This window comes from Rhodococcus sp. NS-SX18, assembly GCF_057367935.1.
Map to the genome: position 1 here is coordinate 1,398,574 of NZ_CM170633.1, position 25,889 is coordinate 1,424,462.

Genomic DNA, 25,889 nt, shown 5'->3' on the forward strand with positions numbered 1-25,889 from the left:
GGATGCGGACGTCAGGGCGCGGTGCGCCGCGGGGCGAGCAGATCGACGACGATCTCCTGCCCGCCCAGCACGGCGCGGATCTCCGGATTCTCGAATCCGCCCGCGACGAGATACTCACCCAGCAGGGTGAGCAGTTCGTCGGTCTCGACCGTCGGATCCGATGCGCGGGAACGCTGCGCACGGGCGGCGAGCTCGGTGTGCGCCAGTCGCGCCGCGATCCGCACGGATGCCACTCCCATCGAGTTGCGGCGCGACGCGGCGGTCGGCGTGCTGTGCCCGGCAACGCCGTCGCTGCCGTCGAAGCTCGGCAGCAGCGACGGGTCGCTGCCGTTACCGCCGGCCTCGTCGACGTCCGCCGCGTGACTTCCCGTCGAGTGCAGGGAAGACGCTCCGTTGCCGGTCAGGGTTCCCGGCAGGGGATAGACGAAGGTGCCTGCCCGCTTGGGTCCGGGCGACTCGTCCGCCGGCTCGGAACGGCCGCGCAGCGGCGTGCCGTCGGTCGATACGGCCGAGTCGTCGTCCATGAACGCTCCTGAGATCCGCGAGCCCGGGTCGGCTCGACGGCACAGCAAGCTACCAGGAACACCGGCGCCACGCACAGCAACACCGGCCCCACGCCCACCACGGGTGTCACTGGTCGGCGGCGGCCACCAGCGGCTCGAGGGTGAGCTCGGGCAGTTCCTTCCGCAGGTACTGCAGCCGCCACTTGTCGCTCACCAGCGCCAGCAGGACACCGTCGGAGCGGGTGAACACTTCGACGCCGCGCTGCCGGTTCAGCTCGTCCACCGAGGCCGCATCGGTGCGACGGGCCAGCGCGTAGCCCAGCGGCTCCATCCGCGGCTCGACGTTGTATTCGGCCTTCATCCGGGCCGCCACCACCTCGAACTGCATGGGACCGACGGCGGCCATCACCGGGGACGCGTCCCCGCGGATGTCGTTGCGCAGGATCTGTACCACGCCCTCGGAGTCGAGCTGATCGACGGCCTTGCGGAACTGCTTGTACTTCGAGGCGCTCTCGGCGCGCAGGATCGAGAAATGTTCGGGCGCGAACGACGGGATCGGCGGGAACTCCACCTTCCGGTCCACGTACAGGGTGTGCCCGGGGGCGAGGGCCGTGGCGTTGACGAGCCCGACCACGTCGCCGGGATACGCGTTCTCCACCGTGGACCGTTCCCGGCCGAACACCGTCAGCGCGTACTTGGTGGCGAACGGCTTACCCGTCTGCGCATGGGTGACGACCATGCCGCGCTCGAACACCCCGGACACCACCCGCATGAACGCCAGGCGGTCGCGGTGTGCGGTGTCCATCCCCGCCTGCACCTTGAACACCACGGCACTGAACGGGTCGTCGACGTTGCGGGGAGTGTCGTTCACGTCGAGCCGGGCGCGCGGCGGCGGCGCCAGCGCAACGAGCGTGTCGAGGATCTGCCGGACGCCGAAGTTGAGCATGGCCGACGCGAAGATCACCGGCGACGTCTGCCCGGCCAGGAACATCTCCTGGTCGTGGTCCTGCCCGCTGGCCGACAGCAGCTCCGACTCCTCCACCGCCTCGGTCCACGTCTCGCCCTCCCGTTCCTCGGCCTCCCCGGGGGAGAGCCGGTCCTCGGGGGCGATCCGCGCGCCGCCGGCGGTGCGGGTGAACTTGACGTACTCGACGGGCGCGCCGTCCTCCCCGCGCCGCAGCAGGCCCCGGAAGTCCCCGGCGATGCCGACGGGCCAGAACAGGGGAGTGGGGGTCAGGCCGATGCGCTCGTCGATCTCGTCGAGCAGCTCCAGCGGGGTCCGGCCGGGCCGGTCCCACTTGTTGATCACGGTGATGACCGGGATGCCCCGGTGACGGCACACCTGGAACAGCTTGAGGGTCTGCGGCTCGAGGCCCTTGGCGGCGTCGATCAGCATCACCGCCGCGTCCACGGCGGTGAGCACCCGGTAGGTGTCCTCGGAGAAGTCGGAGTGACCGGGTGTGTCGACGAGGTTGATCACGTTGACGACGTCGTCGTCGGACTCCTCGGAGCGGTAGTTGAACTGCAGCGCCGTGGAGCTGACGGAGATGCCGCGGGCCTTCTCCATTTCCATCCAGTCGGACACCGTGGACTTGCGCCCGGCCTTGCCGTGCACCGCACCGGCCTCGGCGATGACCTTCGCATGCAGGGCCAGCGCCTCGGTCAGCGTGGACTTGCCGGCGTCCGGATGGGAGATCACCGCGAAGGTGCGGCGGCGACCCGCTTCCGCGAGCACTTCCTTCGACGACACGGCGGTGGTGCCGGCGTCGTTGCCGGTGGAAACGGGCGGGGTAGTCAACGCGGAAGTACCTCTCGAAGCGGATGTGCGGCTCGTCGATGCGCGCGGGCGGCTCCCGCATCGCAGACAACTCGTCCATGTTACTCGGCAATCGAATGTCGATTTCCGTGAGATTCGGTCACATTCTCCGAAGAGACTCCCTCTCGGGACGGATCGGGGGCACCCTGGGCAACGTCGTACCCGGTGCCCGGGGTCGTATCGACGTGAGGAGTGGTTCGTGAGCAGATTCACCGACGAGATGTACGAGACCGCGGATCGGTCCCCGCACGGTCTGGTCACCGGCGAGCCCGACGCCCCCCGGCGGCAGAGCTGGGGGCAGATTCACGAGCAGGCCCGGCGCATGGCCGGTGCCCTCGCCGCGGCCGGCATCGGTCACGGCGACGCCGTGGGCATCCTCGCGGGGAATCCGGTGGACATCGCACCCGCCTGTCAGGCGGTGTGGATGCGCGGCGCCTCGGTGACGATGCTGCACCAGCCCACACCGCGCACCGACCTGGCGCTGTGGGCACGCGACACCGAGGTCGTCATCGGCATGATCGGCGCCCGCGCAGTGGTGCTCGGCGCGCCGTTCGAGATCGCCGCGCCGCTCCTGACCGAGCGGGGAATCCCCGTCGTCACGATCGCCGAGATGGATGCCGGCACGCCGGTCGACCCGCTGCCCACCGACGAGCAGGACATCGCGCTGCAGCAGCTGACCTCCGGGTCCACGGGGTCCCCGAAGGCCGTGCAGATCACGCACGAGAACTTCTACGTCAACGCGTACGCGATGATCGAGCGGATCAAGTTCTCCCTCGACGACGACGTGATGGTCAGCTGGCTGCCGCTGTTCCACGACATGGGGATGGTCGGATTCCTGAGCGTGCCCATGCAGGTCGGCGCCGAGGTCGTCTCCGTGACCCCGCTCGACTTCCTGCGCTCCCCGCTGCTGTGGGCAGAGCTGATGAGCAAGTACCGCGGAACCGTGACGGCCGCACCGAACTTCGCGTACTCACTTCTGGCGCGCAAGCTCGCGCAGGCCCCCGACGGCGCCGTCGACCTGTCGTCGGTGCGGTGGATGTGGAACGGCGCCGAACCGGTCGATCCGGACACCATGGAGGCCCTCGCCGCCGCCGGCGCCCGATTCGGCCTCGATCCGGCGGCGCTCGCGCCGGTCTACGGCATGGCCGAGACCACCCTGGCGGTCTCCGTGCCGGATCCGGGACGCGGGCAAATTCTCGATCTCGTCGACCCCGACCTGCTCGAGGCCGGTGGGATGGCGGTTCCGTCGACCCGGTCCAACGCCCGGCGGCTGCCCACCCTCGGGCATCTCGTGCCCGGACTCGAGGGCCGCGTCGTCGGGGAGGACGGGCAGGTACTGCCGCCCCGCGGCGTCGGCATCATCCAGCTGCGCGGCAAGGCCGTCACCCACGGATACCTCACCGTCGACGGTCCGGTGCCCGCGCAGGACCCGCAGGGCTGGTTCGACACCGGCGACGTCGGCTACTTCACCGAGGACGGTCTGGTCGTGGTGTGCGGGCGCGTCAAGGACGTCATCATCATGGGCGGCCGCAACGTCTATCCCACCGACATCGAACGGGCCGCGTGCAGCGTCGACGGCGTGCGCCCCGGCAACGCCGTCGCGATCCGGCTCGATTCCGGCGAGAAACGGGAGTCCTTCGCCGTCGCTGTCGAGACCAACCGGATCGACGACCCGGAAGAGGTGCGCCGCATCGAACACGACGTCGTGCACGCGGTCGTCGCGGAGGTGGGGGTGCGGCCGCGCACCGTCGCGGTGCTCGGTCCGGGAAGCATCCCGAAGACGTCGTCGGGAAAGCTGCGGCGTGGCAGCTCCGTCCATCTGCTGGGCGGGTAGCGCCGTGCTGTCCTTCCGGACCTCGCCCGGTCCGGAAGGACACCACGTCAATGGACCCGGTTCTGGGCCTCCTCCAGGCCGACCCGCAGCAACAACTCCACCGCGTCCGCGGCCTGCTCGCGGATCAGGTCGAGTTCCTTGCGTTCGGTCGAGGAGAACGGTTTGAGCACGTAGTCGGCCGGGTCCATGCGGCCCGGTGGGCGGCCGATCCCGACCCTGGTACGCAGGTAGAGCTTGGTGCCGAGGGCACTCGAGATCGACCGCAGCCCGTTGTGGCCGTTCTCCCCGCCGCCGAGCTTGAGCCGGACCGTGCCGAAGTCCAGATCCAGTTCGTCGTGCACGACCACGATGTCGGCGGGCTCGACCGAGAAGAAGCGCGCGAGACCCGCGACGGGTCCGCCCGAGAGATTCATGTAGGTGCGCGGCTTGGCGATGATCACCTGCCGGCCGTCGAGGCGGGCCTGGACGATCTCGGCGTTGCTGCGCTTGTGCGCGCTGAACTTCCCGCCGACCCGGGCGGCGAGCGTGTCGGCCACCATGAAGCCGATGTTGTGGCGGGTCTTCTCGTACTGCGGGCCGGGATTGCCCAGCCCGACGACGAGTGCGGTGGCGTCGCTCACCTGGCGGTGTCCTTCCGTTGCGGCGGGTAGTGCTACGACGACGGCGCGTCACCCCGTGGGGATGACGCGCCGCTCGCCCATGTCACGCGGAGCCGGTGACGGCTCAGGCCTCTTCGGACTCGGCGGCCTCACCCTCCGCGGATTCGCCCTCCATTGCGGCAGCGGTCGGTGCGGCAACCACGTTCACCAACAGCAGCTCCGGATCGTCCTGCAGGGTGGCGCCCGTGGGCAGCTGGACGTCGGCGGCGGTGATCTGGGTGCCGGCCTCGGCGTCCTCGATCGAAACCTCGATCTGCTCGGGCAGGTTCAGGGCGTCCGCCTCGAGCTTGACGGTGCTGATCTCGTTGACGACCAGGGTGCCGGACGCGGCCTCGCCGGTGACGACGAGGGGGACCTCGACGGTGACCTTCTCGCCCTTCTTCACGACGAGCAGGTCGGCGTGCTCGATGTAGTTGCGGATCGGGTGGACGACGACCGACTTGGTCAGCGCCAGCTCCTCCGAGCCGTCGACCTCGAGGGTCAGCACGGCGTTGGTGCCGTGGGCGCGCAGCACGGCCGCGAACTCACGGGCCGGGAGCGACAGGTGCTTGGGATCCGTGCCGTGGCCGTACAGGACGGCGGGCACCTGACCGTCGCGGCGGGCGCGGCGGGCGGCACCCTTGCCGAACTCGGTGCGGACGACGGCGGCGAGACGGTTTTCGTCGGACATGCTGAATGGCTCCTACGCGTATGGCTCGAACTGGGGCGGTCTTCCCGGCGAGGGGCGACGCGCGCGGCCAGGAGCGTGGGCACGCTCGAGCGGAGCCGCAGCCGCGTCGATCACGGTGAGCCAGCGATTTCGCGGTTCACCCTCGCCGAGACAACTCGATCGACTCTACCGGATCCGCCCGAGCGGGTCGAATGCCCCCTGCGCTCAGCCGCCCGCGGCGGCGATGCCCGCCCGCCGGCCGAAGAAACTGCCGTCGCCGAGGGAGACGCCGCTGCAGTACCCCCACGCCGACAGTCCGGCCGCCGCCCGTCCCGCCGCGTACAGCCCGGGAATCGGGGCACCGTCGACGTGCAGGACCTCCGCGTGCAGGCTCGTACGCAGGCCGCCGAGCGTGAACCCGCCGGTCATGCCGCGCAGGTCGATCGCCGCGACGGGCGATCCGATCGGCTTCACCCATTCGCGCTTCTTGCCCAGCAGCGGGTCCGCGCCCCGTTCGGCGTGCAGGTTGTACACCTCCACCGTGGACTGCAGCGCCCGCTCGGGCAGACCCATCTCGGCCTCGAGCTCCGCGACGGTCTCGCACACCCACTTCGGCTGGTGGCGCAGCTGCGGCGACGACGTCGGGGCGGCGACCCCCGCCTCGTACGACTCCTCGTCGATGACGAGGAACGCCTCGTTGTCGTTCTTCAGCAGGGTCAGCTGCCCGATGCGGCCCGGGTAGGTGTCCTCGGGCACGTACCGCTGGCCGCGACCGTTGACGAGAATGCCCCGCGCGATCAGCTGCGGATCGCAGAAGAACGCCACCTCGGTGGCGTCCATGTGGGCCAGGTCGGCGCCGAGCGCCTGCGCCATCCGGATCGCGCGACCGTCGTGTTCCTCGATCGACGCGGCGGGACGACCCACCAGGTGCGGGGCGTAGGCCCGCACCATGTCGTCGTTGTAGGCGAAGCTGCCCGTGGCGAGGACGACCCCGCGGCGGGCCCGGATGGCCAGATCGGTGCCGTACCGCTTGGCCAAGACCCCGACCACCCGGCCGGACGCATCGGTGACGAGGGTCTGCACCCGGACGTCGTACTCGGCGCGGACCCCGAGGGCGGCGGCCTTCTCGGCGAGCGGCTTCACGAGCATGTAGCCGCCGCCCTGCTCACCGGTCCGCTTGTCGCTCATCTGCGGCACGTGGCCGCGCGGCGCGGGCCGGGCGACGGTGGCGTACGGCGCCGAGTTCTCCCCGCCGGTGTACTGCAGGCCGGCGTCGGTGGGGGGCTCCCAGCCGGGCTCGCCCCAGAATTCGTGCTTGAACGGCACACCGCAGTCGACGAGCCAGTCGAAGTGCTCGACGGAGCCGGCACAGTAGGCGGCGATCTTCTCCTCGTCCACGCCCGGTCCGAGTGCCGCAGTGAGGAACGCGCGCATGTCGTCCACCGAGTCCTCGAATCCGCAGGCCTTCTGCACGGCCGTGCCGCCGCCGAGGTAGACGAATCCGCCCGCGAGGGCGGCCGCGCCGCCCCACCCGCCGGTGCGTTCGAGCACCAGCACGTCGGCTCCGGCGTCGGCAGCGCCGACGGCCGCGCAGACCCCGGCGATGCCGTACCCGGCGATCACGACGTCGGCTTCGAAATCCCAGGCGGAGATCCGGTCGACGGGAACAGGACGGACGGGGTTGGTCTCGGTCATCGCGATCCTCTCGGGGTGTGGCGGGGATTCGCACACCTTGACCGCGCGAGCTGCCGGACGGAACCGATCGTCCCGGTTGCCGGGACGGTCAGGACCGGGTCAGCGCCCGCACGGCCGCCAGGAACCGGTCCACGTCGGCGGGGGAGACGAAGTAGTGCGGTGAGGCGCGCACCACCGACTCGAGCCGTCGCGCCGACATCTCGAGCAGCGTCGACCCGCGCCCGCTGACCGTGACCGTGATCGCCTCGGCGGCCAGCGCCTCCCGCAGTCGCGGCGGCTCCCAGCCGTCGACGGTGAACGAGACGATGCCGCTGTGCTCCTTCCCGAGGTCGCGCACGGCCACGCCGGGGATCCGGCCCAGCCCGTCGCGCAGGTGCTCGGCGCGGTAGGCGACCGCCTCGGTCACCGCGTCGACCCCGAGGTCGAGCAGGTAGTCGACGGCGGCGCCGAGACCGAGGCGGGCGGCGACATTCGTCTCCCACAGCTCGAATCGCGTCGCGTCGTCGGCGAGCCGGTACTCGTCCGGAGCGGTCCACTGCGCGCTGTGCAGATCGATGACGGCCGGTTCGAGCTCGGTCACCAGCCGAGGGCGGACGTACAGGAAGCCCGTGCCGCGGGGTCCGCGCAGCCACTTGCGGCCGGTCGCGGAGAGCGCGTCGACATCGAACTCGGGCACGCTCACCGGTAGCTGGCCGACGGACTGGCACGCGTCGAGCAGCACCAGCGCGCCGACCTCGTGCGCCGCGTCCGCGACCTCCCGCACCGGGTTGACGAGCCCGCCGTTGGTGGGGGCGTGCACGACGGACACCAGCTTGACCCGCTCGTCGAGCGTACGGGTGAGGGCGTCGACATCGATGCGGCCGAGCGCGTCTGTCGGCATCGTCTCCACCGTCGCGCCGGTCGCCCGGGCGCGTTGCAGCGCGGAGACGGCATTGCTGGCGTATTCGGAACGAGTGAGCAGGATCCGGTCGCCCGCGCGCAGCGGCACCGAGTAGAAGAAACTCGCCCACGCCCGGGTAGCGCTCTCGACCAGTGCGATCGACGGCGCCTGCGCACCGATCAGCCGCGCGATCGAGGTCTTCACCGCGGCGAGGTCGTCGGCGCGTTCCGCGGCGGCGACGTACCCGCCGACCTCGGCCTCACGCCGCAGGTGGGCGACGGTCGTCTCCAGCACCGGTGTCGGCGGCAGCGACGAGCCCGCGCTGTCGAGGAAGACCCGGTCGAAGCAGCCGGGCGTGTCCCGACGGGCGCGCTGCAGGTCGAGCATCGAGGACGCACCTTTCGTTCATATCTTCGTGCTTGGAATGTATACGTGAGCGAATCGAAATCCCTGCAACGCCGGCTCGGCACCGGCGACGCCGTCGCCATCGGGCTCGGCGCGATGATCGGGGCGGGCGTGTTCTCGGCGTTCGCGCCGGCCGCGGCCGCCGCCGGCGCGGGCCTGCTCGTCGGCCTGGCCCTCGCCGCGGTCGTGGCGTACTGCAATGCCACGGCGTCGGCACAGCTCGCCGCGCAGTACCCGACGTCCGGCGGCACCTACGTGTACGGGCGGGAACGGCTCGGACCGTGGTGGGGTTTCGTGGCGGGCTGGGGCTTCGTGATCGGCAAGACCGCCAGTTGCGCGGCGATGGCCACGACCTTCGCGTCCTACGTCGTGCCGGAACCGTGGCGGCGGCCCGTCGCCGTCGCCGCGGTCCTCGCCCTGACCGCCGTGAACTACCGCGGCATCACCCGCACTGCCCGGCTCGCGCGCATCATCGTGGCGCTGGTGCTCGTCGCGCTCGCCGCGGCGGTCACGGCGAGCTGGGCCGGTCCCGGGGCGCAACCTGCCGATCCGTTCGGCCCCGTCGGCGGCGTGTACGGGGTGCTGCAGGCGGCCGGTCTGCTGTTCTTCGCGTTCGCGGGCTATGCGCGGATCGCGACCCTCGGTGAGGAGGTGCGCGACCCGCGCCGGACCATCCCGCGTGCGATCGTCGGTGCCCTCGGATTCGTGGTGCTGCTCTACGCCGTCGTCGGGGTAACCCTGCTCGCATGCCTCGGTCCGGACCGGCTCGCATCGAGCAGCGCGCCGCTGCTCGACGCGGTCCGCGCTGGTGGCTGGTCGTGGGCGGTGCCCGTCGTGGTCGCCGGGGCCGCGGCCGCATCGCTGGGGGCTCTGCTCGCCCTCGTCACGGGCGTCGGCCGCACCGCGCTCGCGATGGCGCGGCACGGTGATCTGCCGCGGCCGCTCGCCGCGGTACATCCGCGATTCGCGGTGCCGTACCGGGCCGAACTCGTCGTCGCCGCGGTGGTGTGCGTGCTCGTCGCGACCGTCGATCTGCGCGGAGTGATCGGATTCTCATCCTTCGGTGTTCTCGTGTACTACCTCGTCGCGAACCTGGCCGCCTTCACCCAGCGGGACGAGCACCGGCGTTATCCCCGGTTCCTGCAGGTCATCGGGACCGTGGGATGCATCGTCCTGGTGCTGACGCTGCCGCCGAGCGCGGTCGTGGCCGGCGTCGCGGTGCTCGCGGCCGGTGTCGTCGTCCGCGCGACGCGCCGGGCCACGGCGTGAGCGTTCAGCCGCCTCCTGTCACCGGTTGACGTTAGGCTCGTCCGTGAGCTGGCCCACAGGCGAGGGAGGGGCGGACCGAGTGGTGATCACAGTCGACCCGGCGGTGCCGCGCGCAGACGCCGGCATCGCCTCACGAACCGCCGCCGAGCTGCATGTGCGCCGGGTGAGTTTCCGTTTCGGGCCGCCCCGGCTGATCGGCGTGGAACTGGAATGGCTCACCGCCCGGGCCGACGGCACCCGCGCCCGGCCGGAGTTGCAGGCCGTCCTCGAGGCCCTCGGTCCGCACGCCCCCCGGCAGCTGGCTCCCGGCTCCTCGGCGCGGCCGTTGCCGTCGGGCAGCGCCGTGACCCTCGAGCCGGGCGGGCAGGTGGAACTGTCGAGCGTGCCCTGTGTCTCGGCGCGGCAGGTCTGCGACCGTCTGACCGCCGACGCCCGCATGTTGCGTGCATTGCTGGCCCGCCGGTCGGTGGACCTGATCGACGGGGCGGCCGACGGACTGCGCCCACCGCAACGGCTGCTGCGCACTCCCCGCTACAGCGCGATGGAACTGCGGTTCGACCAGATCGGGCCGCTGGGCCGGCTGATGATGAACAGCACCGCCGCCACCCAGGTGAGCGTCGACGCCGGCGCCGACGACGACGAGCTGGCCGGCCGGTGGCGGGTACTGCACGCCGTCGGACCGGCGCTGGTGGCCGCGTTCGCGTGCTCGCCTTCACTGCGGGGCGCACCGGACGGGAACTGGGCATCGCAGCGGATGCGCACCTGGCTGGCGCTGGACGCCGACCGCACCACCCCCGTGCCCGATCCGGCGCGCTACCCGGCGTGGGCGCTCGACGCGCCCCTGCTGTGTGTGCGCGCGACCGGCGGGGACTGGCATGCGCCGCCCGGCGCGTCGTTCGCGGACTGGCTCAGCGGCGATCTGGACGACGAGATCGGGCGCCGGCCCACCGTCGCCGACCTGGACTACCACCTGACCACCCTGTTCCCGCCGGTGCGTCCCGCCGGGCATCTCGAGGTCCGGTACATCGACGCGCAGCCGGGGGCCCTGTGGCAGGTCCCGGTCGCCGCGGTCGAGGCACTGCTCACCTCGCCGGCGGTCATGGACGAGGCCCTGGCCGTCGCCGCCCCCGTCGTGGACCGCTGGCAGGAGGCGGCGGAGTTCGGACTCGCGGATCTCGAGATCCGGGCCGCGGCGGTCGGACTGCTCGCGCTCGCCGCGGAGGCGTCGCCGGACATGCGGTTCACCGCGGCGCTGGACGCGGCGGCGGAGCGGTGCTGCCGCGGTCGCACCCCGGAGGTCCAGGATCGGTGAGCGATCTGCACGCCCGGCTCGACCGGGACCTCGCGCGAGCGCGGGCGCGAGTGCTCGCGCTGACCGACGTCGACGACGCGGAACTCACGGCCCAGCATTCACCGCTGATGAGTCCTCTCGTATGGGACCTCGCGCACATCGCCAACCAGGAGGAACGCTGGCTGCTCCGGGCGGCCGGCGGTCACGCCGGTGTGCGCCCGGACGTCGACGACCTCTACGACGCCTTCCGCCATCCGCGGGCGGACCGCCCGGCGCTGCCGCTGCTCGGGCCGCAGGCGGCTCGCGACTACGCGGCGGAGGTTCGCGCGCACACGGCGGACGTGCTGGCGCAGTGCAGCTTCGACACCGACCTCACCCGCGAGGGTTTCGTGTTCGCGATGAGTGTCCAGCACGAGGTGCAGCACGCGGAGACGATGCTCGCGACACACCAGCTTCGGGCCGGGCCCCCCGTGCTCGACGCCGCGCCGGCGCCGCGGCGCGCCGAACCACCGGCCGCGGCGGAGGTGCTGATCCCGGGCGGTGAGTTCGAGATGGGGACGTCGACGGATCCGTGGGCGTTGGACAACGAGCGGTCCGCCCACCGGGTGTACTTGCCGGCGTTCGCGATCGACACGGTGCCGGTCACCAACGGGCGCTACCTCGAGTTCCTCGCCGACGGCGGCTACGCCCGCCGGGAACTGTGGAGCCCGGAGGGGTGGCTGCACCGCGAGCAGGCGGGACTCGAGGCTCCCCAGTTCTGGACCCGCGACGACTCGGGCACGTGGTGGCGTCGCCGGTTCGGGGCGACGGTGCCGCTCGACCCGGACGAGCCCGTCGTGCACGTGTGCTTCCACGAGGCCGAGGCCTTCGCCCGCTGGGCCGGACGCCGGTTGCCCAGCGAGGCCGAATGGGAGAAGGCCGCGCGCTGGGACCCGCTGACCGGGGAGAGCCGGCGCTACCCGTGGGGCGACGAGGAACCGACCGAGGCCCACGCCAACCTCGGTCAGCGCCATCTCGAGCCGGCCGTCGCCGGTGCGTACCCGGCGGGTGCGTCGCGCCTCGGGGTCCACCAGCTGATCGGCGACGTGTGGGAATGGACGGCGTCCGGGTTCGAGCCGTACCCCGGATTCGCCCCCTTCCCGTACCGGGAGTATTCGGAGGTGTTCTTCGGCGGCGACTTCCGGGTGCTGCGCGGCGGCTCCTTCGGCACCGACCCGGCGGCCTGCCGCGGCACCTTCCGCAACTGGGACCTGCCGATCCGACGGCAGATCTTCGCCGGCTTCCGCTGCGCGCGGGACGTGCCGGATGTGTAGACACCTGGGATATCTCGGTCCGGTCCGCTCGGTGAGTTCCCTGGTGACCGAGGGACCCCGGTCGCTGGTGCGCCAGTCGTGGGCGCCGAAGGACATGCGTGGTGGCGGCACGATCAACGCCGACGGGTTCGGGGTGGCATGGTGGGGTGCGGACGGCTTCGGCCGCTATCGGAACCCCGCTCCGATCTGGTCCGATCCCTTTGTCACCGAAGGACTTTCGCATATCGGCGCCGGGGCCGTCATGGCGTCGCTGCGTTCGGCGACGGAAGGCATGCCGGTGGAGCGCTCGGCCTGCGCTCCGTTCACCCGCGACGGCTGGGCGTTCAGCCTCAACGGCGTGGTCCGCGGCTGGCCCGGGTCGCTCGTCTCGCTGGCCGAGCGGCTGCCGGTGGCCGAACTGCTGCGACTCGAGTCGCCCACCGACGCTGCCGCGCTGTGGGTGCTGTTGTATTCGCGGCTGCGTTCCTCGCGGCCCGAGCAGGCGTTGATGCGACTCGTGCACGAGGTGCTCGACGTCGCCCCGGGCTCGCGGTTGAACTTGTTGCTGGGCAACGGTTCCGGACTGTGGGCGACGGCCTGGTACCACTCGCTGTGGACCCTCGTCGACGAAGACGTCGCCGTGGTGTCCTCGGAACCGTACGACGACGATCCGCGCTGGCGCCAGGTGCCGGACCGGCACCTGGTCAGCGCCCGACCGGGGCACCTCATCGTGTCCCCCATGGAGGTGGCCGTCTCATGACGGTGGATGTGTACCTGACGCCGGAGCAGCTCGACGAGTCGCTGCGGGCCGACGCGCGCCGCGGGCTGACGTCGTCGCCGAAGTGGCTCTCGCCGACGTGGCTCTACGACGAGCGCGGCGGCGAGCTCTTCGAACAGATAACCCGGCTGCCGGAGTACTATCCCACTCGCACCGAACGAGCTCTGCTGCAACAGCATTCGGCGGAGCTCGCCGACGAGGCACGGCCGGAGATGCTCGTCGAGCTCGGATCGGGTTCCTCCGAGAAGACGGAGATACTGCTCGATGCGCTGCGACCGTACATCCATACGTACGTACCGCAGGACGTGTCCGAGGTCGCCCTGCAGTCCGCGGTGACCCGGCTCTGCGCCGAATACCCGGACCTGACCGTGCGGGGCGTCGTCGGCGACTTCACCGGCTCGCTCACGCACCTGCCCGGCGGCGGACGCCGCCTGATCGCCTTCCTCGGCGGCACCATCGGCAACCTGGCGCCCGCGGAGCGCACCGCGTTCCTCACCGACCTCGCCGCGGTGCTCGAGCCGGGGGAGTGGTTACTGCTCGGAATAGGTCTCGTCACCGATCCCGACGTGCTCGTGCCGGCCTACGACGACGCCGCCGGGGTCACCGCGGAGTTCGACCGCAACGTGCTGAACGTGCTCAATGCCCGGCTCGGCGCGGACTTCGAACCCGGCAAGTTCCGGCACGTCGCCGTGTGGGACCCGATCAACGAGTGGATCGAGATGCGGCTCGAGGCCACCGAGCCCATGACCGTCCGGATTCCCGGCCTGGACCTCGAGATCTCGTTCGCGGCGGGCGAGCAGCTGCGCACCGAGATCTCCGCCAAGTTCCGGCTCGACGGCATGGGCCGCGAACTGACCGAGGCCGGGTTCGTCGTACGGCGCGAGTGGATCGATCCCGACGGCAGGTTCGCGCTGATCGGCGCGAGCCGCAGCTGACCCACACGGTCCCGGCCGCCGACGCGAGGCCGGTTGGACAGCACGGTCCCGGCCGCGCGAGGCTGGCAGGCGTGACGTCCACCCGGCCCGTGCTGACCACCCCCGTCCTGCTGTTGATGGCGACGGCCACCGGCCTGTGCGTGGGCGGCAACTACTTCAACCAGCCCCTGCTCGAGTCGATCGCCGTCGCCCTGGGCACTTCCCACTCCGCCGCCGCGGCCACCGTCACCGTCGCTCAGGTCTCCTACGGCCTCGGGCTGCTGTTCCTGGTGCCGCTCGGCGACATGTTCGACAAGCGCCGCCTCACGGTGGGGCTCATGCTCGCCGCCGCGGCCGGCCAGGCGCTGAGCGGTTTCGCCCCGACCATCGCGGTGCTGGCCGTCGGCACGGCGATCGCGGGGCTGTTCTCGGTGGCCGCGCAGGTGCTGGTGCCGTTCGCCGCCACCCTGGCCGAACCGGAGCGCAGCGGGCAGGCTGTCGGAACGGTGATGAGCGGCCTGGTGCTCGGCATCCTGCTCGCCCGCAGCGTCGCCGGGTTGCTCGCCGGTATCGGCGGATGGGCCACCGTCTACCGGGTGAGCGCCGCCGCGATGGTCGTGGTCGCGCTGGCCCTGTGGCGAGCGCTGCCGACGTCGCGGCCCGCCGAGCGCATCGGTTACGGGACCACGCTGCGCTCGCTCGGCACCCTCGTGCGCACCCAGCCGCGGCTGCGGACCCGGTCGCTGCTCGGCGCCCTGTCGTTCGCGTCCGTGAGCGCCCTGTTCTCCACGATGGCGTTCCTGCTGGCAGGCGAACCCTACGGATTCGACGAGGTGCAGATCGGCCTGGTGGGCCTGGCGGGGGTCGCCGGCGCGGTGATGGCGAACCTCACCGGCCGCCTCGCCGACCGTGGACTCGCGCAGCTCGCCTCCGGTGCGGGGGCGGCGGTGCTCGTCCTGTCCTGGGCCGCGCTGGCGGCCGGCGCCCACTCGCTGGCGTGGTTCCTGATCGGGATGGTCGCGATCGACCTGGCGTTGCAGGCCGTCCACATCAGCAACCAGAACATCGTCTACGCGCTGGCGCCCGCGGCCCGTTCCCGCATCAACGCGGTGTACATGACGACGTACTTCATCGGGGCCGCGGCCGGTTCGGCGCTCGGCGCGCTCGCGTGGACGAGCGCCGGCTGGACCGGGGTGTGCGTGTTCGGTGTCGCGGCGGCCGTCGCCACCGCCCTGGTGTGGCTGGTGGATCTGCGGGTCGCGCGACGAGCCGTCGCCGTGCCGGCCTGACGCGCTAGCGGAGGGCGGGCTGCGCGACGGACCGTCGCGCGAGGACGGGAAGGATCACCAGCGAGACCGCCGCACCGGTCAGCGCCAGCGCCGGGAACCCCGCCGCCGCGACGACGAGGCCGGAACTCAGACCGCCGCCGGCCCCTGCCAGCGCGACGAACAGGTCCGCGGTGCCCTGCGTGGCCGCGCGGGACTCGAGCGGCACCGCATCGGTGACGAGCGCGGTGCCGCTCACCAGGCCCAGGCTCCACCCGAAACCGAGCAGGCCCAGCGCGAACGCGAGGGCGGGCACCGACTGCGGCGGGGCCAGTGCCGCCGACACCCCGGCGGCCAGCAGGACGAGTCCCGCGGCGGCCGCGACCCGGTAGGGCCCGACCCGGTCCACGAGCATCCCCGAGATCGGGGACGGCAGGAACATCGCCGCGACGTGGATCGCGATGACCACGCCCGTCGCCCCGACGTCGTGTCCGTGGTCGCGCATGTGGATCGGGGTCATCGTCATCACCGCCACCATCACGAGCTGGGTCACGATCATCACCACCACCCCGGCGGTCACCGCGGGCGACCACTGCCGGGCCACGGCCGGCCGCTCGCCGTCCGGCGCCGGCTCCGCGCCGGCCGCGCGACTGCGGGCGAGCAGGAGCGGGTCCGGGCGCAACAGGACCCACAGGACGGCGGCGGCGAGCCCGTAGGCGACGCCGGAGAGCACGAACGGCCCGGACAGCCGGGGGATGCCCCACGATTCGGCGGCATCACCCATGACGGCGGTCAGGTTCGGGCCGACCACCGCCCCGAGGGTCGTCGCCACCAGAACCGTGCTCACGGCGCGCCCCCGGCGCTCCGGAGCGGCCAGGTCGGCCCCGGCATAGCGCGCCTGCAGGCTCGTCGCGGTGCCCGCTCCGTAGACGAACAGGGCCGCGAACAGCAGCACCGCGGTGTCGAGCGCCGCGGCGGCCACCACCCCCGCGCTGCCGATCGCGCCGGTGGCGTACCCGAACGTCAGGCCGCCGCGGCGCCCGGCGCGCTGCGAGATCCGCCCCACGGCGACGGCCGCGGCCGCCGACCCGATCGTGAACAACGCGCTCGGCACCCCGGCGAGACTCGTGCTGCCCAGCATGTCCTGCGCGAGGAGCGCGCCGACGGTCACGCCGGCCGCCAGGCCTGCGCCGCTGAGGATCTGCGCGGCCACGAGAACGGTCAGGACGCGGCGCTGTTCCGGGATCGGTTCGGTCACAGCCGGGACGGTACGCCGGTAACGTCGGCGGTGACACCTCGGTGAGGAGACACGGTGACCGATCCGGAGCAGCTCGAGAACGAGAACGCGCGCGTCTCGCGGATCTTCGACGAGATGTCGAAGAACTACGACCGCGGCATGAGCCTGGTCGAGAGGCTGATACTCGGCCCGGCCCGGCACTGGGCGGCCGCGCAGGCCCGCGGCCGTGTCGTCGAACTCGCCGTCGGCACCGGCCTCAACCTGCCGCTCTACGGACCCGAGGTCGACCACGTCGTCGGTGTCGACATCTCGCCGAGGATGCTCGAACTCGCCCGGACGAAGGCCGCCGCCGACCCGCGCGTCGAGCTGCGCGAGGGCGACGTACAGGCCCTCGACCTGCCCGATGCGAGCGCCGACACCGTGCTCTCGACCTTCACCTTCTGCACCGTGCCCGACCCGGCCCGCGCCGCGGCCCAGGCGTACCGCGTGCTCGTCCCCGGCGGCCGGATCGTGCTCGCCGAGCACGGCCCGTCGACGAACCGGGTGCTGCGCGCCCTGCAGCGCGGCATCGAGCCGCTCAGCATCCGCTTCGGCGCCGACCACCTGCTCCGCGACCCCGCGCCCTATCTCACCGAAGCCGGGTTCGTCGTCGACGACGTGCACCGCACCGGTCGGATGGGCATCGTGTTCCGGGTGCTCGCCCACAAGCCGGCGTGACCGTCCCCGGGCCCGGGCGAAGGTGCCGTTGCGTCGGTCCGAGGGGTGAGCGATACCTCCGCGCGGGTCGGCGGGGCGGTACCGGCCGACCGGTCTAGAGATCACTGCTGACGGGCAGCAACCGCAGCTCGCGTGCGCGGGTGATCGCCTCGACCCGCGTGTGTGCTCCGAGCTTGCGGTAGATGCTGCGCAGCTGTGTCTTGACCGTGTTGGGGGAGACGAACAGGAGGCGGGCGATCTCGCTCTGCGGGCATCCGTCGGCCAGTAGCGCGAGCACCTGCTGCTCCCGCGGGGACAACTCGACCCGTGCGACCTCGTCCGGGAACACCGTCCCGACGGGACCGCCCGGCACCGCAATTCCGCTGCACTCCTCGAGTTCGCGCCGGTGCCGGTCCGGCACGGTGGTGAACGCGCGCCGATTGCCCAGCGTCCGCGCCAGGGTGCAGGCGCGCTCCCAGCACACGGCTGCGGCCCGCGGATTACCCAGGTCCAGCTGGGCGGCGGCCTCGAGCAGCAGCGCCTCGAGGTGGGCCCGCGGGAAGCCACAGTCCGGCCAGGACACTCGCGCGAGCTTCTTGACGGCCCGGCCGGGATTCCCGCCCAGGAGATCCACCCGTGCGTCCGGCACGACGAGGATCGGATGGTGCCGGGGCTCGAGATCCGCCACGGCGCGCGCCAGGTTGCCGTTGCCGAGAGCCAGGTGCAGGTCGATCTCCGTCGCGGTGAGCAGCGTCCGGGAGAACGCGCCGTCGCCGTGCCGGTGGGCGTGGCCGGCCACGGTGTGGTGCAACCACGTCAGGCCCGCGTACGCCTCCACGGTGAGCAGGGCGTGCTGAGCGTGGGCGTAGGCGACGAATCCCCACAGCTCCTCCCGGTCGCTGGGCGCGCCGAGCAGGTCGATCATCGCCTCGGCCGCTCCGACGTCGAGGGCGTCGAGATGGGTCAGCGCCGCGGCGACCCGGCCGCCGACCTTGACGAGTTCGCCGAAGAGCCCGTCGGACGGTTCCGCCGTCGCCTCCCGGGCGAGCCACCGGCGGGCGCGCGGCACGTCGCCGACCAGGGCCCAGTTCAGCGCGGAACTGCCGGCGGCGTTCTGGACGATGTAGGGAGTGTCCGCGGCGACGCCGCCCCGGTAGGCCAGCTCGAACTGCCGGTTGGATTCGGCCAGGTCCGCGACGAGCTGGAAGGTGATCGCCCATTGGACGCGCAGCAGCGGCAGCTGCGGGGTGATGTTGTCCGGCTGGTGCACGAGCATGCTCTGCACCAGCGGTTCGAGCCGCCGAGTGCAGGCGGCGCCCTGGACGAAGTCGCCGGCGACACGCAGCGCGAGCGACTGCACCGTCGCCAGGTGCAGGACGTTCGCGGCGTCCGGCCCGGCGCCGAGCGTGTGCAGGTCGTCGGGCTCGCTCGGCAGCGACGCCCGCAGGATGGGATGGTCGGCGAGCATCTGCACGAACAGCGCCCGCCCGGCGAGCACCGCCGGGTGGTCCTGCAGGAAGTCCTCGGGAATCGTCCGCAGCACGAGGATGAGCTCCTCGAGATGCTCGGCGACCATCTGGCCCCAGCTGCGTTCGACGATGCCCGCGGCCATCGTCCACTTGCGGGCCTCGGCCGCATACATCGCGGCCGGCGCCGGCCGGCCCGCGTCGTGATGGCGGCGCGCGAGCAGGGTCATCAGCTCGTCGGCTCGTCCGGGTTCCTCCTGCCGGGCCTGGTCGAGCACCGCGAGCCGCAGGGCCGACGGCCACACCCACGTCCGTGTCTCGGCTGCCTCGTCGACGACGAGCAGGCCCCGCGCTTCGAGACGGTCGAGAAGCCCGGCCGCGTCCGGCCGGCCGGTGAGCTCGGCGGCGAGTTCCGCGTCGAGAGCACGGGCGGCGACCACGCACAGCGCGAACGAGCGCTCTTCGGCGGTCAGCGAGTCGAGCAGAACCGATGCGGAGCCGGCGATGGCGGCGGCCAGCTCGGGCGACGGCCGGCCCTCCTGGTCGACCGGGGAGCCCCGGTGCAGCCGCGCGACGTTCAGCGCGCCCGAGATCAACTGCGGCAACCCGCCCAGCGCGCGGCACAGGTCGCCGTATTCGTCGGCTCCGAGCTCCACCCCGGCGGCGCGGAAGAACTCCGCAGTCTCCCGCGGCGTGAACCGCAGATCGTGAGCGGAGACGAACGTGCAGTCCACGCCTGCCGTGGCTACGGCCGACGTCGTGGCGCTGCCCCGCACGCAGACGGCGACGTCGACGGACGGGCAGCGGTCGAGCAGGTGCCGGATCGCCGGCAGCAGGTCGTCGAGCGCGGTGGCGGGGAACCCGTCGAGGACGAGCAGGGTCGGCGCCGGGCGGGACCGGAGGACCTCGGCGAGCCGTTCGGCCGGGTCACCGGGTGCGACGTGTTCGCCCAGCACCGTGCAGGCGTCGGACCAGATGCGTTCCGGGGTCGCGTCGTTCGCCACCAGCACCCACGCGATGTCGCGTTCGGGTGCGCCGCCCCGGTGCAGCCACGTGGCCAGGAGTGTGCTCTTGCCGAATCCGTCCGGGGCGTGGACCACCGTGAGCGCGGACCCGCGGCCGAGCATGTCGAACAGGCGAGGGCGGGGCAGGGCGGTGGCCAGCGTCCGCCACGTCGGCACCCCGGTTCGGACAGCGCCGGGGACACTCACGGCAACTCCTCTCGCTCGCTCGGTCGACGCACGCCGGCATGTGCGGTCTCCACCGTTGTCCCGGTGTCCCCGACAGACCCCTCGGCACGGGCAGACTACCCGGTCTCTTCCGGGCCGAGCGGAGGGATGTCCGGTTTGCGCAGTCCGACCAGGCACTACAGACGACGAGGGGAGGTTGTCGACTGCGGCACCCGGACGGTGCCGCGACAACCTCCCCTCGGGGGCGAGAGTTCGTTCCTACCTCGTCGCGCTGAGCCGCGCCTTCTCCAGGGCGGCCAGGGTGCGCAGGATGGTGGCCTTCTGCTTCTCGAGGTCGCCGCGGCGGGCGCGGGCGGCGAGGCCGGACTGGTCGGCGACGAGCGCGAGCTGCGCATCGACTGCGGAGAGCTGATCGAGCAGCGCGAGGGCGCGGTTCTGGATCTCGTCGACGTCGACGCCGCCGGTGCGTACGGGCGCCGGGTCGGCGGCGCGCTGCGACGGGCGCACCGAGGAGGTGCGCGGGGTGGCAGGGCGGCGCACGTTCTCGGCGACGACGGCGGCGGCGCGGGGGCGCAGGGCCTTGCGCACGAGGGCGGGATCGGGTTGCTCGGCGAGCCGGATGTCGTTGAGGACGCGACGCGAGTCGCGAGCGGCCTTGCGGTGCTCGTACTCCTCTTCGTCGTCCGACTGCAGTGTGCCGCCGATGGGGCGCAGACCGTACATGCCGACGAACTTGCGGGCCTCGTCGATGATGGATTCGTGGGTGCGGCAAGTGCCACAACGGGGTTCGTTACGGAACGGCTCGACGGACTCGGTGTCGCCGCACCAGACGCAGGCTCCGGGTTTCCACCGTCGGACGGTCTCGAGTTTCGCGTTTTCGGTGGGGGCCTCGAGGGTTCGCGCGTCGATCACGAGGAGCCACCTTAGGTGAAGGTCGGCGGGGTCCGCTCGGGTGGGTCCGGCGCGACCTGCGACAGGAGGATGTCGACGTGACGAAGATCATGCCGACGCCGGGTGTACGGGCGGCAAACTCTTGTGCCGCAGCACTTTCCGTACCGATCGGTACGGCACGGAAACCCTCGGATCGTCCGCGATGCGAACGCTTTTCAGGTGGCGGTTGCGGCGGTCAGCCACTCCACGAGCGGCCGGACGTCGCGCCAGGCGGTGCGCACCTCGTCGAGGGTGCGCGGGGTGTCGATCCACTCGGGCGAGGGGTGTGTCCGCGCGGCGGTGAGGGACTTGTGCCGTAGCAGGTCGAGGCGGGGGTGGTCCTCGGCAACACCGCGCGGACGGGTCTTCAGCCGCTCACCACCGATCTCGTACCCGGCCCGGTGCAGCCGCCGCACGAGCGGTTCGAGTCGCGGGCCGCGGCGCGTATCGTCCACGGCAGCACGGAATGCGGCAACCTGGGCGGACGAGCCCCGGTAGAAGCCGCCGGCGACCCGCAGCCCGGCCGCGTCGATCTGCACGTAGAAGCCGACGCCGGGTCCGGTCTGCACGAAACCGCCCTGATGGGTCTTGTACGGCGACTTGTCCGCACTGAAGCGCACGTCGCGGTGCGGGCGAAACGCCTTGCCCGCTCCGAACTCCGGTTCGAGTTCCGCGAGCAGCGCAAGCATCGGGCCGCGCACGCAGTCGTCGTAGACGGCCTTGTGCGCGGCCCAGAACGGCTTGCTGTTGTCCGCCTCGAGATCCTCGTAGAAGTCGAGGGCGGCAACGGGGAAGCCGGTGAACATGCCGGTGTCCTTTCGGTCCGGTGACGGTCCGAAGGTACACCGCGCCTTCCGCGGCTACGCGGAACCGTTGAACAGCGACGTCACCGAGCCGTTCTCGAACACCTCCTGGATGGTGCGCGCGAGCAGCGGTGCGATCGACAGAACGGTGAGCGTCGGGAAACGCTTCTCGTCGTCGATCGGCAGCGTGTTGGTGACGATGACCTCCTTGGCACCGCAGGACGCGAGGCGCTCGGAGGCCGGATGCGAGAGCACGCCGTGGGTGGCGGCGATGACGACGTCGCCCGCGCCGGCCTCCTTCAGGATCTTCACGGCGCCGGCGATGGTGCCGCCGGTGTCGATCATGTCGTCGATGAGGATGCAGGTGCGTCCCTCGACCTCACCGACGACCCGGTTGGACTTGACCTGGTTCGGCACGAGTGGGTCGCGGGTCTTGTGGATGAACGCCAGCGGGGCACCGCCGAGGGTGTCGGCCCACTTCTCCGCGACGCGGACGCGACCGGAGTCGGGGGAGACCACGGCGATGTTCTCGACGCCGTACTTGTCGCGGATGTACTCGGCGAGCTGGCCCTGGGCGTGCATGTGGTCGACGGGGCCGTCGAAGAAGCCCTGGATCTGGTCGGTGTGCAGGTCGACGGTGATGATGCGGTCCGCGCCGGCGGTCTTGAGCAGGTCGGCGATCAGGCGGGCGGAGATGGGCTCACGGCCGCGGTGCTTCTTGTCCTGGCGGGCGTACGGGTAGAACGGCAGGACTGCGGTGATGCGCTTGGCCGACCCGCGCTTGAGCGCATCGATCATGATGAGCTGTTCCATCACCCACTGGTTGAGTGGGAACGGGTGACTCTGCAGCACGAACGCGTCGGAGCCGCGGACGGACTCCTCGAACCGCACGAAGATCTCGCCGTTGGCGAAGTCCCGCGCGGTCTGCGGGGTGACCTGGACGTCGAGCTCCTTCGCCACCTGCTCCGCCAGCTCGGGGTGGGCCCGGCCGGAGAAGAGCATCAAGTTCTTCTGGTTGTCGATCCAATTGGAGGTCACTGGTCCTGGCCGTCCTTTTGCCGTTCGATCTCTTGCTGCTGCCGTGCTGCAGACGCTGCCTCGGCGGCGGGGGTCCCGGGGCGGTTCCGCTGGACCCAGCCTTCAATATTGCGCTGTGGCGCACCCGACACCGCAAGCGCCCCCGGTGGAACGTTGCGGCGCAGGACCGTGCCGGCGCCGGTGTAGGCGCCGTCGCCGACCGTCACGGGCGCCACGAACATGGTGTCCGATCCGGTCCGGACGTGGGATCCGACGACCGTGCGCGACTTGTGCACGCCGTCGTAGTTGACGAACACGCTCGAAGCGCCGATGTTCGAATGCTCGCCGATGGTGGCGTCGCCGACGTAGGTCAGGTGCGGCACCTTCGAGTGCGGGCCGATCTCGGCGTTCTTCGTCTCCACGAAGGTCCCGATCTTGCCGGATTCGCCGAGGTCGGTGCCCGGACGCAGGTAGGCGAACGGCCCGACGGTCGCCCCGTCGCCGATCACGGAGTCCGAACCGTGGGTGCGCACCACCGACGCACCGGCACCGACCCGCACGTTCGTCAGCGTGGTGTCCGGACCGATCACCGCGTCCTCGTCGACCACGGTCCGGCCGTGCAGCTGCACCCCGGGGTGCAGGGTCACGTCCCGGGCGAGGACGACGTCCACGTCCACCCACGTGCTGGCCGGGTCGACGACGGTCACCCCCGCGCGCATCCAGTGCTCGAGGGTGCGCCGGTTCAGCTGCGCCGCGAGCGCGGCGAGCTGCACCCGGTCGTTCGCGCCCGCAACCTTCGTCGCGTCGGCGAGCTGGGCGGCGAACACTGCCCGACCGTCCTGGCGAGCGATCGTGACCACGTCCGTCAGGTACAGCTCGCCCTGGGCGTTGTGGGCCCGCAGCCGCGTCAGTGCGCTGCGGAGGAACTCCGCGTCGAAGGCGTAGATGCCGGCATTGACCTCGTCGATGGCGGCCTGCTCGGCGTCGGCGTCGGCCTCCTCGACGATCTCGCGGATCTCACCGTGGCCGTTCCGGACGATGCGGCCGTACCCGGTGGGATCGTCGGCGAGGAACGTCAGGACCGTCACCGCGGACTGCGTCGGCTCGGCGAGGTGCTCGGCTTCGAGTGCCTCGAGGGTGTGGCCGTCGAGCAGCGGGACGTCGGCATTGGTGACGACGACCACGCCGGAGAAGTCGCCGGGCAGGGCGTCGAGCCCGCACTGCACCGCATGCCCGGTGCCGAGTTGCCGATCCTGGACCGCGATGGTCACCTTGCGGTCGAGCGTCTCGGCGATATCCGCGGTGGCGGCGGAGACGCGCTCACGCTCGTGCCCGACGACCACCACGAGGTGGCTCGGGTCCAGCTCCGCGGCCGCGTGCAGCGAATGGGCGAGCATCGTGCGACCCCCGAGGGTATGCAGCACCTTCGGGGTCTTGGACCGCATTCGCGTACCCGCTCCGGCCGCCAGGACGACAACTGCGGTCTGCACTTGCATGAAGCTCCCTCGACGTTCGACATGCGCAGGTTCGGCACCGGCAGGGGAGCTCACGGGCCCCGACTGCCCTGCTCCGCCGCCAGGACTCGAACCTGAACTATCTGAACCAAAATCAGAGGTGCTGCCGATTACACCACGGCGGACTGCCGCATTCCCGGCGCCGACGCCCCGGTCATGCGTCTGTGATCCTCGCATGCCGCCACGCCCGGAGTCGAACGCGGGGCCGGGCGCGTCGTCGTCACGGATAGGCTGAGCGCAACCCGCCGCGCGTCGTCCCCGGGGTTTTTTCCGGTGGCCCGGGGTCCGGCCGGGGCCGGAAAGGATGTATTACGTGTCGAAGCCGTCGCAGAACCACGCCGACCGCAGCCCGCGGGTCCGGATGACGGGTACCCAACGCCGCGAACAGCTCATCGAGATCGGGCGGGCAATCTTCGCCGAGCGTGGCTACGAGGCGGCGTCGATCGAGGAGATCGCCCAGCGGGCTCAGGTCTCCAAACCGGTGGTCTACGAGCACTTCGGCGGCAAGGAGGGGCTGTACGCCGTCGTCGTGGACCGGGAGATGTCGACCCTGATGTCGATGATCAGCGCGAGTCTGACGCAGAACCGCTCGCGCATCCGGGTCGAGCGGGTGGCGCTGGCCCTGCTCACCTACGTCGAGGAACGCACCGACGGCTTCCGCATCCTCGTGCGCGACTCCCCGGTCACCGCGGAGGAGGGCACGTACTCGTCCCTGTTGAACGAGGCGGTGCGGCAGGTGGCGCACATCCTCGCCGGCGACTTCTCCCGCCGGGGCTTCGACCCGGACCTGGCTCCGCTCTACGCGCAGGCGCTGGTGGGCATGGTCGCGACGACCGCGACGTGGTGGCTGGACGAGCGCAGCCCGTCGAAGGAGGTCGTGGCCGCCCACCTGGTGAACCTGTGCTGGAACGGACTCACGCACCTCGAGGCGGATCCGCAGCTCGGGACTGCCTGAGGGGGCGGCGCAGTCCCCCGATCGTCCCTCTACCAGGTGGTATCGTTGCGCAGCCGACTCGAGAAGGGATGCGAGGTGATCGCGGTGATCAACCGAGCGGCGATCGGAGCCGATCGCCCGGGTCGTCCCCTGCGTACGAGTCTGTCCGGGAGGCCGTGAATGGCTCGGCAGGTCCGCGCGGAAGTCACCCGCGAATCCGTGGTCCGTGGCGCCGCGGAGATCTTCATGAACCTCGGCTACGCCAACGCCAGCCTCAACGAGATCATCCATGAGTCCGGGGTCACCAAGGGTGCGCTGTACTTCCATTTCGCCTCCAAGGAAGAGCTCGCCCGCGGTGTCGTCGACGCGGGCTTCGCTCGCCTCGCCGAGGCCGCGGTGGCGACCATCAACGACCGCACTCCGGCCCTCGAGACACTGATCGAGCTGTCCGTCCTCACCGTCGACCTGTCCCGGAACGATCCGGTGGTCCGGGCGATGTTCCGCTTGGCCGTGGAGATCGGGGACTACCGGGGCACCGGCGACCGCTTGTTCGACACCTGGCTGGCGACGATGCGCGACCTCGCGAAGCGCGCCCTGGCCGAAGGTGACCTGAACGAGGACGTGGACCCCGACATGGTCGGTCTGTTCCTCCTGCAGGTGCTCACCGGCGTACGCATGGTCGCGGCGGCGCTCGACTGTCGTGACGCCCTCGTCGAATACCTCGAGAACGCGTGGGGACTGATGTTGCCGGCCCTGGTACCGCCCGCCAAGGCTGAGTACTTCAAGCAGTTCGCCTCGCGCCGGCTCCGGGTCTGATCCCGGCGGCAATCGTTGCGCCGGCCGCCACCGCCT

22 protein-coding genes and 1 tRNA gene are annotated in these 25,889 nt (G+C 71.5%); 10 read left to right on the top strand and 13 right to left on the bottom strand.

Going from position 1 to position 25,889, the window contains the following annotated elements:
* Positions 1-11 precede the first annotated feature (11 nt).
* On the bottom strand, positions 12-524 hold the full coding sequence (locus AC2IPW_RS06590) for a hypothetical protein (RefSeq protein WP_486376530.1): 513 nt from the start codon (positions 522-524) through the stop codon (positions 12-14).
* A gap of 106 nt (positions 525-630) precedes the next feature.
* Entirely contained in the window at positions 631-2,301 is a 1,671-nt protein-coding gene (locus AC2IPW_RS06595; RefSeq protein ID WP_003937846.1) for a peptide chain release factor 3, read from the bottom strand.
* A 217-nt stretch (positions 2,302-2,518) separates the two neighbouring features.
* Between AC2IPW_RS06595 and AC2IPW_RS06600 the strand changes: the two genes are divergently transcribed.
* Complete coding sequence (locus AC2IPW_RS06600) at positions 2,519-4,153, top strand: fatty acyl-AMP ligase (RefSeq protein WP_054371875.1); 1,635 nt, start codon at positions 2,519-2,521, stop codon at positions 4,151-4,153.
* Positions 4,154-4,200: 47 nt separating this feature from the next.
* Here the strand turns inward: AC2IPW_RS06600 and pth are convergent, their stop codons facing one another.
* The 4 genes from pth to AC2IPW_RS06620 form a co-directional block, all read right to left on the bottom strand.
* The gene (gene pth, locus AC2IPW_RS06605; protein WP_003937848.1) at positions 4,201-4,773 is read right to left on the bottom strand and encodes an aminoacyl-tRNA hydrolase; all 573 of its coding nucleotides are present in this window, start codon (positions 4,771-4,773) and stop codon (positions 4,201-4,203) included.
* Positions 4,774-4,876: 103 nt separating this feature from the next.
* A complete protein-coding gene (locus tag AC2IPW_RS06610; RefSeq protein WP_289377330.1) occupies positions 4,877-5,482 on the bottom strand; it encodes a 50S ribosomal protein L25/general stress protein Ctc in 606 nt (201 codons plus the stop codon).
* Positions 5,483-5,686: 204 nt separating this feature from the next.
* Complete coding sequence (locus AC2IPW_RS06615; RefSeq protein ID WP_486376531.1) at positions 5,687-7,156, bottom strand: FAD-dependent oxidoreductase; 1,470 nt, start codon at positions 7,154-7,156, stop codon at positions 5,687-5,689.
* 88 nt (positions 7,157-7,244) lie between these two features.
* Positions 7,245-8,423 carry an aminotransferase class V-fold PLP-dependent enzyme gene (locus tag AC2IPW_RS06620; RefSeq protein ID WP_486376532.1) on the bottom strand — a complete coding sequence of 393 codons (1,179 nt, stop codon included), beginning with the start codon at positions 8,421-8,423 and terminating at the stop codon, positions 7,245-7,247.
* A 45-nt stretch (positions 8,424-8,468) separates the two neighbouring features.
* Here AC2IPW_RS06620 and AC2IPW_RS06625 point away from each other — a divergent pair, with 45 nt between their 5' ends.
* From AC2IPW_RS06625 to AC2IPW_RS06650, 6 genes are all read left to right on the top strand, one after another.
* Positions 8,469-9,710 (top strand): APC family permease, encoded by a 1,242-nt coding sequence (locus AC2IPW_RS06625; RefSeq protein WP_486376533.1) that lies wholly within the window; start codon positions 8,469-8,471, stop codon positions 9,708-9,710.
* Positions 9,711-9,789: 79 nt separating this feature from the next.
* Positions 9,790-11,022, top strand: coding sequence for an ergothioneine biosynthesis glutamate--cysteine ligase EgtA (egtA, locus tag AC2IPW_RS06630; RefSeq protein WP_416062976.1), 1,233 nt, complete (start codon positions 9,790-9,792; stop codon positions 11,020-11,022).
* Positions 11,019-12,314, top strand: a complete 1,296-nt coding sequence (gene egtB / locus AC2IPW_RS06635) for an ergothioneine biosynthesis protein EgtB (RefSeq protein ID WP_486376534.1) — start codon at positions 11,019-11,021, stop codon at positions 12,312-12,314. Before egtA ends, egtB begins: the two co-directional genes overlap by 4 nt.
* Positions 12,307-13,053, top strand: a complete 747-nt coding sequence (gene egtC / locus AC2IPW_RS06640; RefSeq protein ID WP_040783192.1) for an ergothioneine biosynthesis protein EgtC — start codon at positions 12,307-12,309, stop codon at positions 13,051-13,053. The genes egtB and egtC overlap by 8 nt, the downstream gene beginning before the upstream one ends.
* Positions 13,050-14,006 (top strand): L-histidine N(alpha)-methyltransferase, encoded by a 957-nt coding sequence (gene egtD / locus AC2IPW_RS06645; RefSeq protein WP_289377323.1) that lies wholly within the window; start codon positions 13,050-13,052, stop codon positions 14,004-14,006. Before egtC ends, egtD begins: the two co-directional genes overlap by 4 nt.
* 71 nt (positions 14,007-14,077) lie before the next feature.
* Positions 14,078-15,274: an MFS transporter gene (locus AC2IPW_RS06650; protein WP_081005119.1), complete on the top strand. Its 1,197-nt coding sequence runs from the start codon at positions 14,078-14,080 to the stop codon at positions 15,272-15,274.
* Positions 15,275-15,278: 4 nt separating this feature from the next.
* Here AC2IPW_RS06650 and AC2IPW_RS06655 read toward each other — a convergent pair whose 3' ends face one another.
* Entirely contained in the window at positions 15,279-16,508 is a 1,230-nt protein-coding gene (locus tag AC2IPW_RS06655; RefSeq protein ID WP_486376535.1) for an MFS transporter, read from the bottom strand.
* Between the two features lie 54 nt (positions 16,509-16,562).
* Here AC2IPW_RS06655 and AC2IPW_RS06660 point away from each other — a divergent pair, with 54 nt between their 5' ends.
* Positions 16,563-17,204, top strand: a complete 642-nt coding sequence (locus AC2IPW_RS06660; RefSeq protein ID WP_003937859.1) for a class I SAM-dependent methyltransferase — start codon at positions 16,563-16,565, stop codon at positions 17,202-17,204.
* 94 nt (positions 17,205-17,298) lie between these two features.
* Here the strand turns inward: AC2IPW_RS06660 and AC2IPW_RS06665 are convergent, their stop codons facing one another.
* The 6 genes from AC2IPW_RS06665 to AC2IPW_RS06690 all read right to left on the bottom strand — a co-directional run bounded on the left by AC2IPW_RS06665 (position 17,299) and on the right by AC2IPW_RS06690 (position 24,228).
* The gene (locus AC2IPW_RS06665; protein WP_486376536.1) at positions 17,299-19,860 is read right to left on the bottom strand and encodes a helix-turn-helix domain-containing protein; all 2,562 of its coding nucleotides are present in this window, start codon (positions 19,858-19,860) and stop codon (positions 17,299-17,301) included.
* Between the two features lie 237 nt (positions 19,861-20,097).
* Positions 20,098-20,751 carry a hypothetical protein gene (locus AC2IPW_RS06670; RefSeq protein ID WP_054371866.1) on the bottom strand — a complete coding sequence of 218 codons (654 nt, stop codon included), beginning with the start codon at positions 20,749-20,751 and terminating at the stop codon, positions 20,098-20,100.
* 194 nt (positions 20,752-20,945) lie between these two features.
* The gene (locus AC2IPW_RS06675) at positions 20,946-21,575 is read right to left on the bottom strand and encodes a DUF2461 domain-containing protein (RefSeq protein WP_054371865.1); all 630 of its coding nucleotides are present in this window, start codon (positions 21,573-21,575) and stop codon (positions 20,946-20,948) included.
* A gap of 54 nt (positions 21,576-21,629) precedes the next feature.
* Complete coding sequence (locus tag AC2IPW_RS06680; protein WP_003937863.1) at positions 21,630-22,610, bottom strand: ribose-phosphate diphosphokinase; 981 nt, start codon at positions 22,608-22,610, stop codon at positions 21,630-21,632.
* Positions 22,607-24,085, bottom strand: a complete 1,479-nt coding sequence (gene glmU / locus AC2IPW_RS06685) for a bifunctional UDP-N-acetylglucosamine diphosphorylase/glucosamine-1-phosphate N-acetyltransferase GlmU (RefSeq protein WP_486376537.1) — start codon at positions 24,083-24,085, stop codon at positions 22,607-22,609. The genes AC2IPW_RS06680 and glmU overlap by 4 nt, the downstream gene beginning before the upstream one ends.
* A 71-nt stretch (positions 24,086-24,156) precedes the next feature.
* Positions 24,157-24,228: transfer RNA gene (locus AC2IPW_RS06690), tRNA-Gln, on the bottom strand.
* Between the two features lie 236 nt (positions 24,229-24,464).
* Between AC2IPW_RS06690 and AC2IPW_RS06695 the strand changes: the two genes are divergently transcribed.
* Together AC2IPW_RS06695 and AC2IPW_RS06700 are read left to right on the top strand one after the other, a co-directional pair.
* Positions 24,465-25,058, top strand: a complete 594-nt coding sequence (locus AC2IPW_RS06695) for a TetR/AcrR family transcriptional regulator (RefSeq protein ID WP_003937865.1) — start codon at positions 24,465-24,467, stop codon at positions 25,056-25,058.
* 159 nt (positions 25,059-25,217) lie between these two features.
* Complete coding sequence (locus AC2IPW_RS06700; RefSeq protein ID WP_486376538.1) at positions 25,218-25,853, top strand: ScbR family autoregulator-binding transcription factor; 636 nt, start codon at positions 25,218-25,220, stop codon at positions 25,851-25,853.
* The last annotated feature ends 36 nt before the right edge of the window (positions 25,854-25,889 follow it).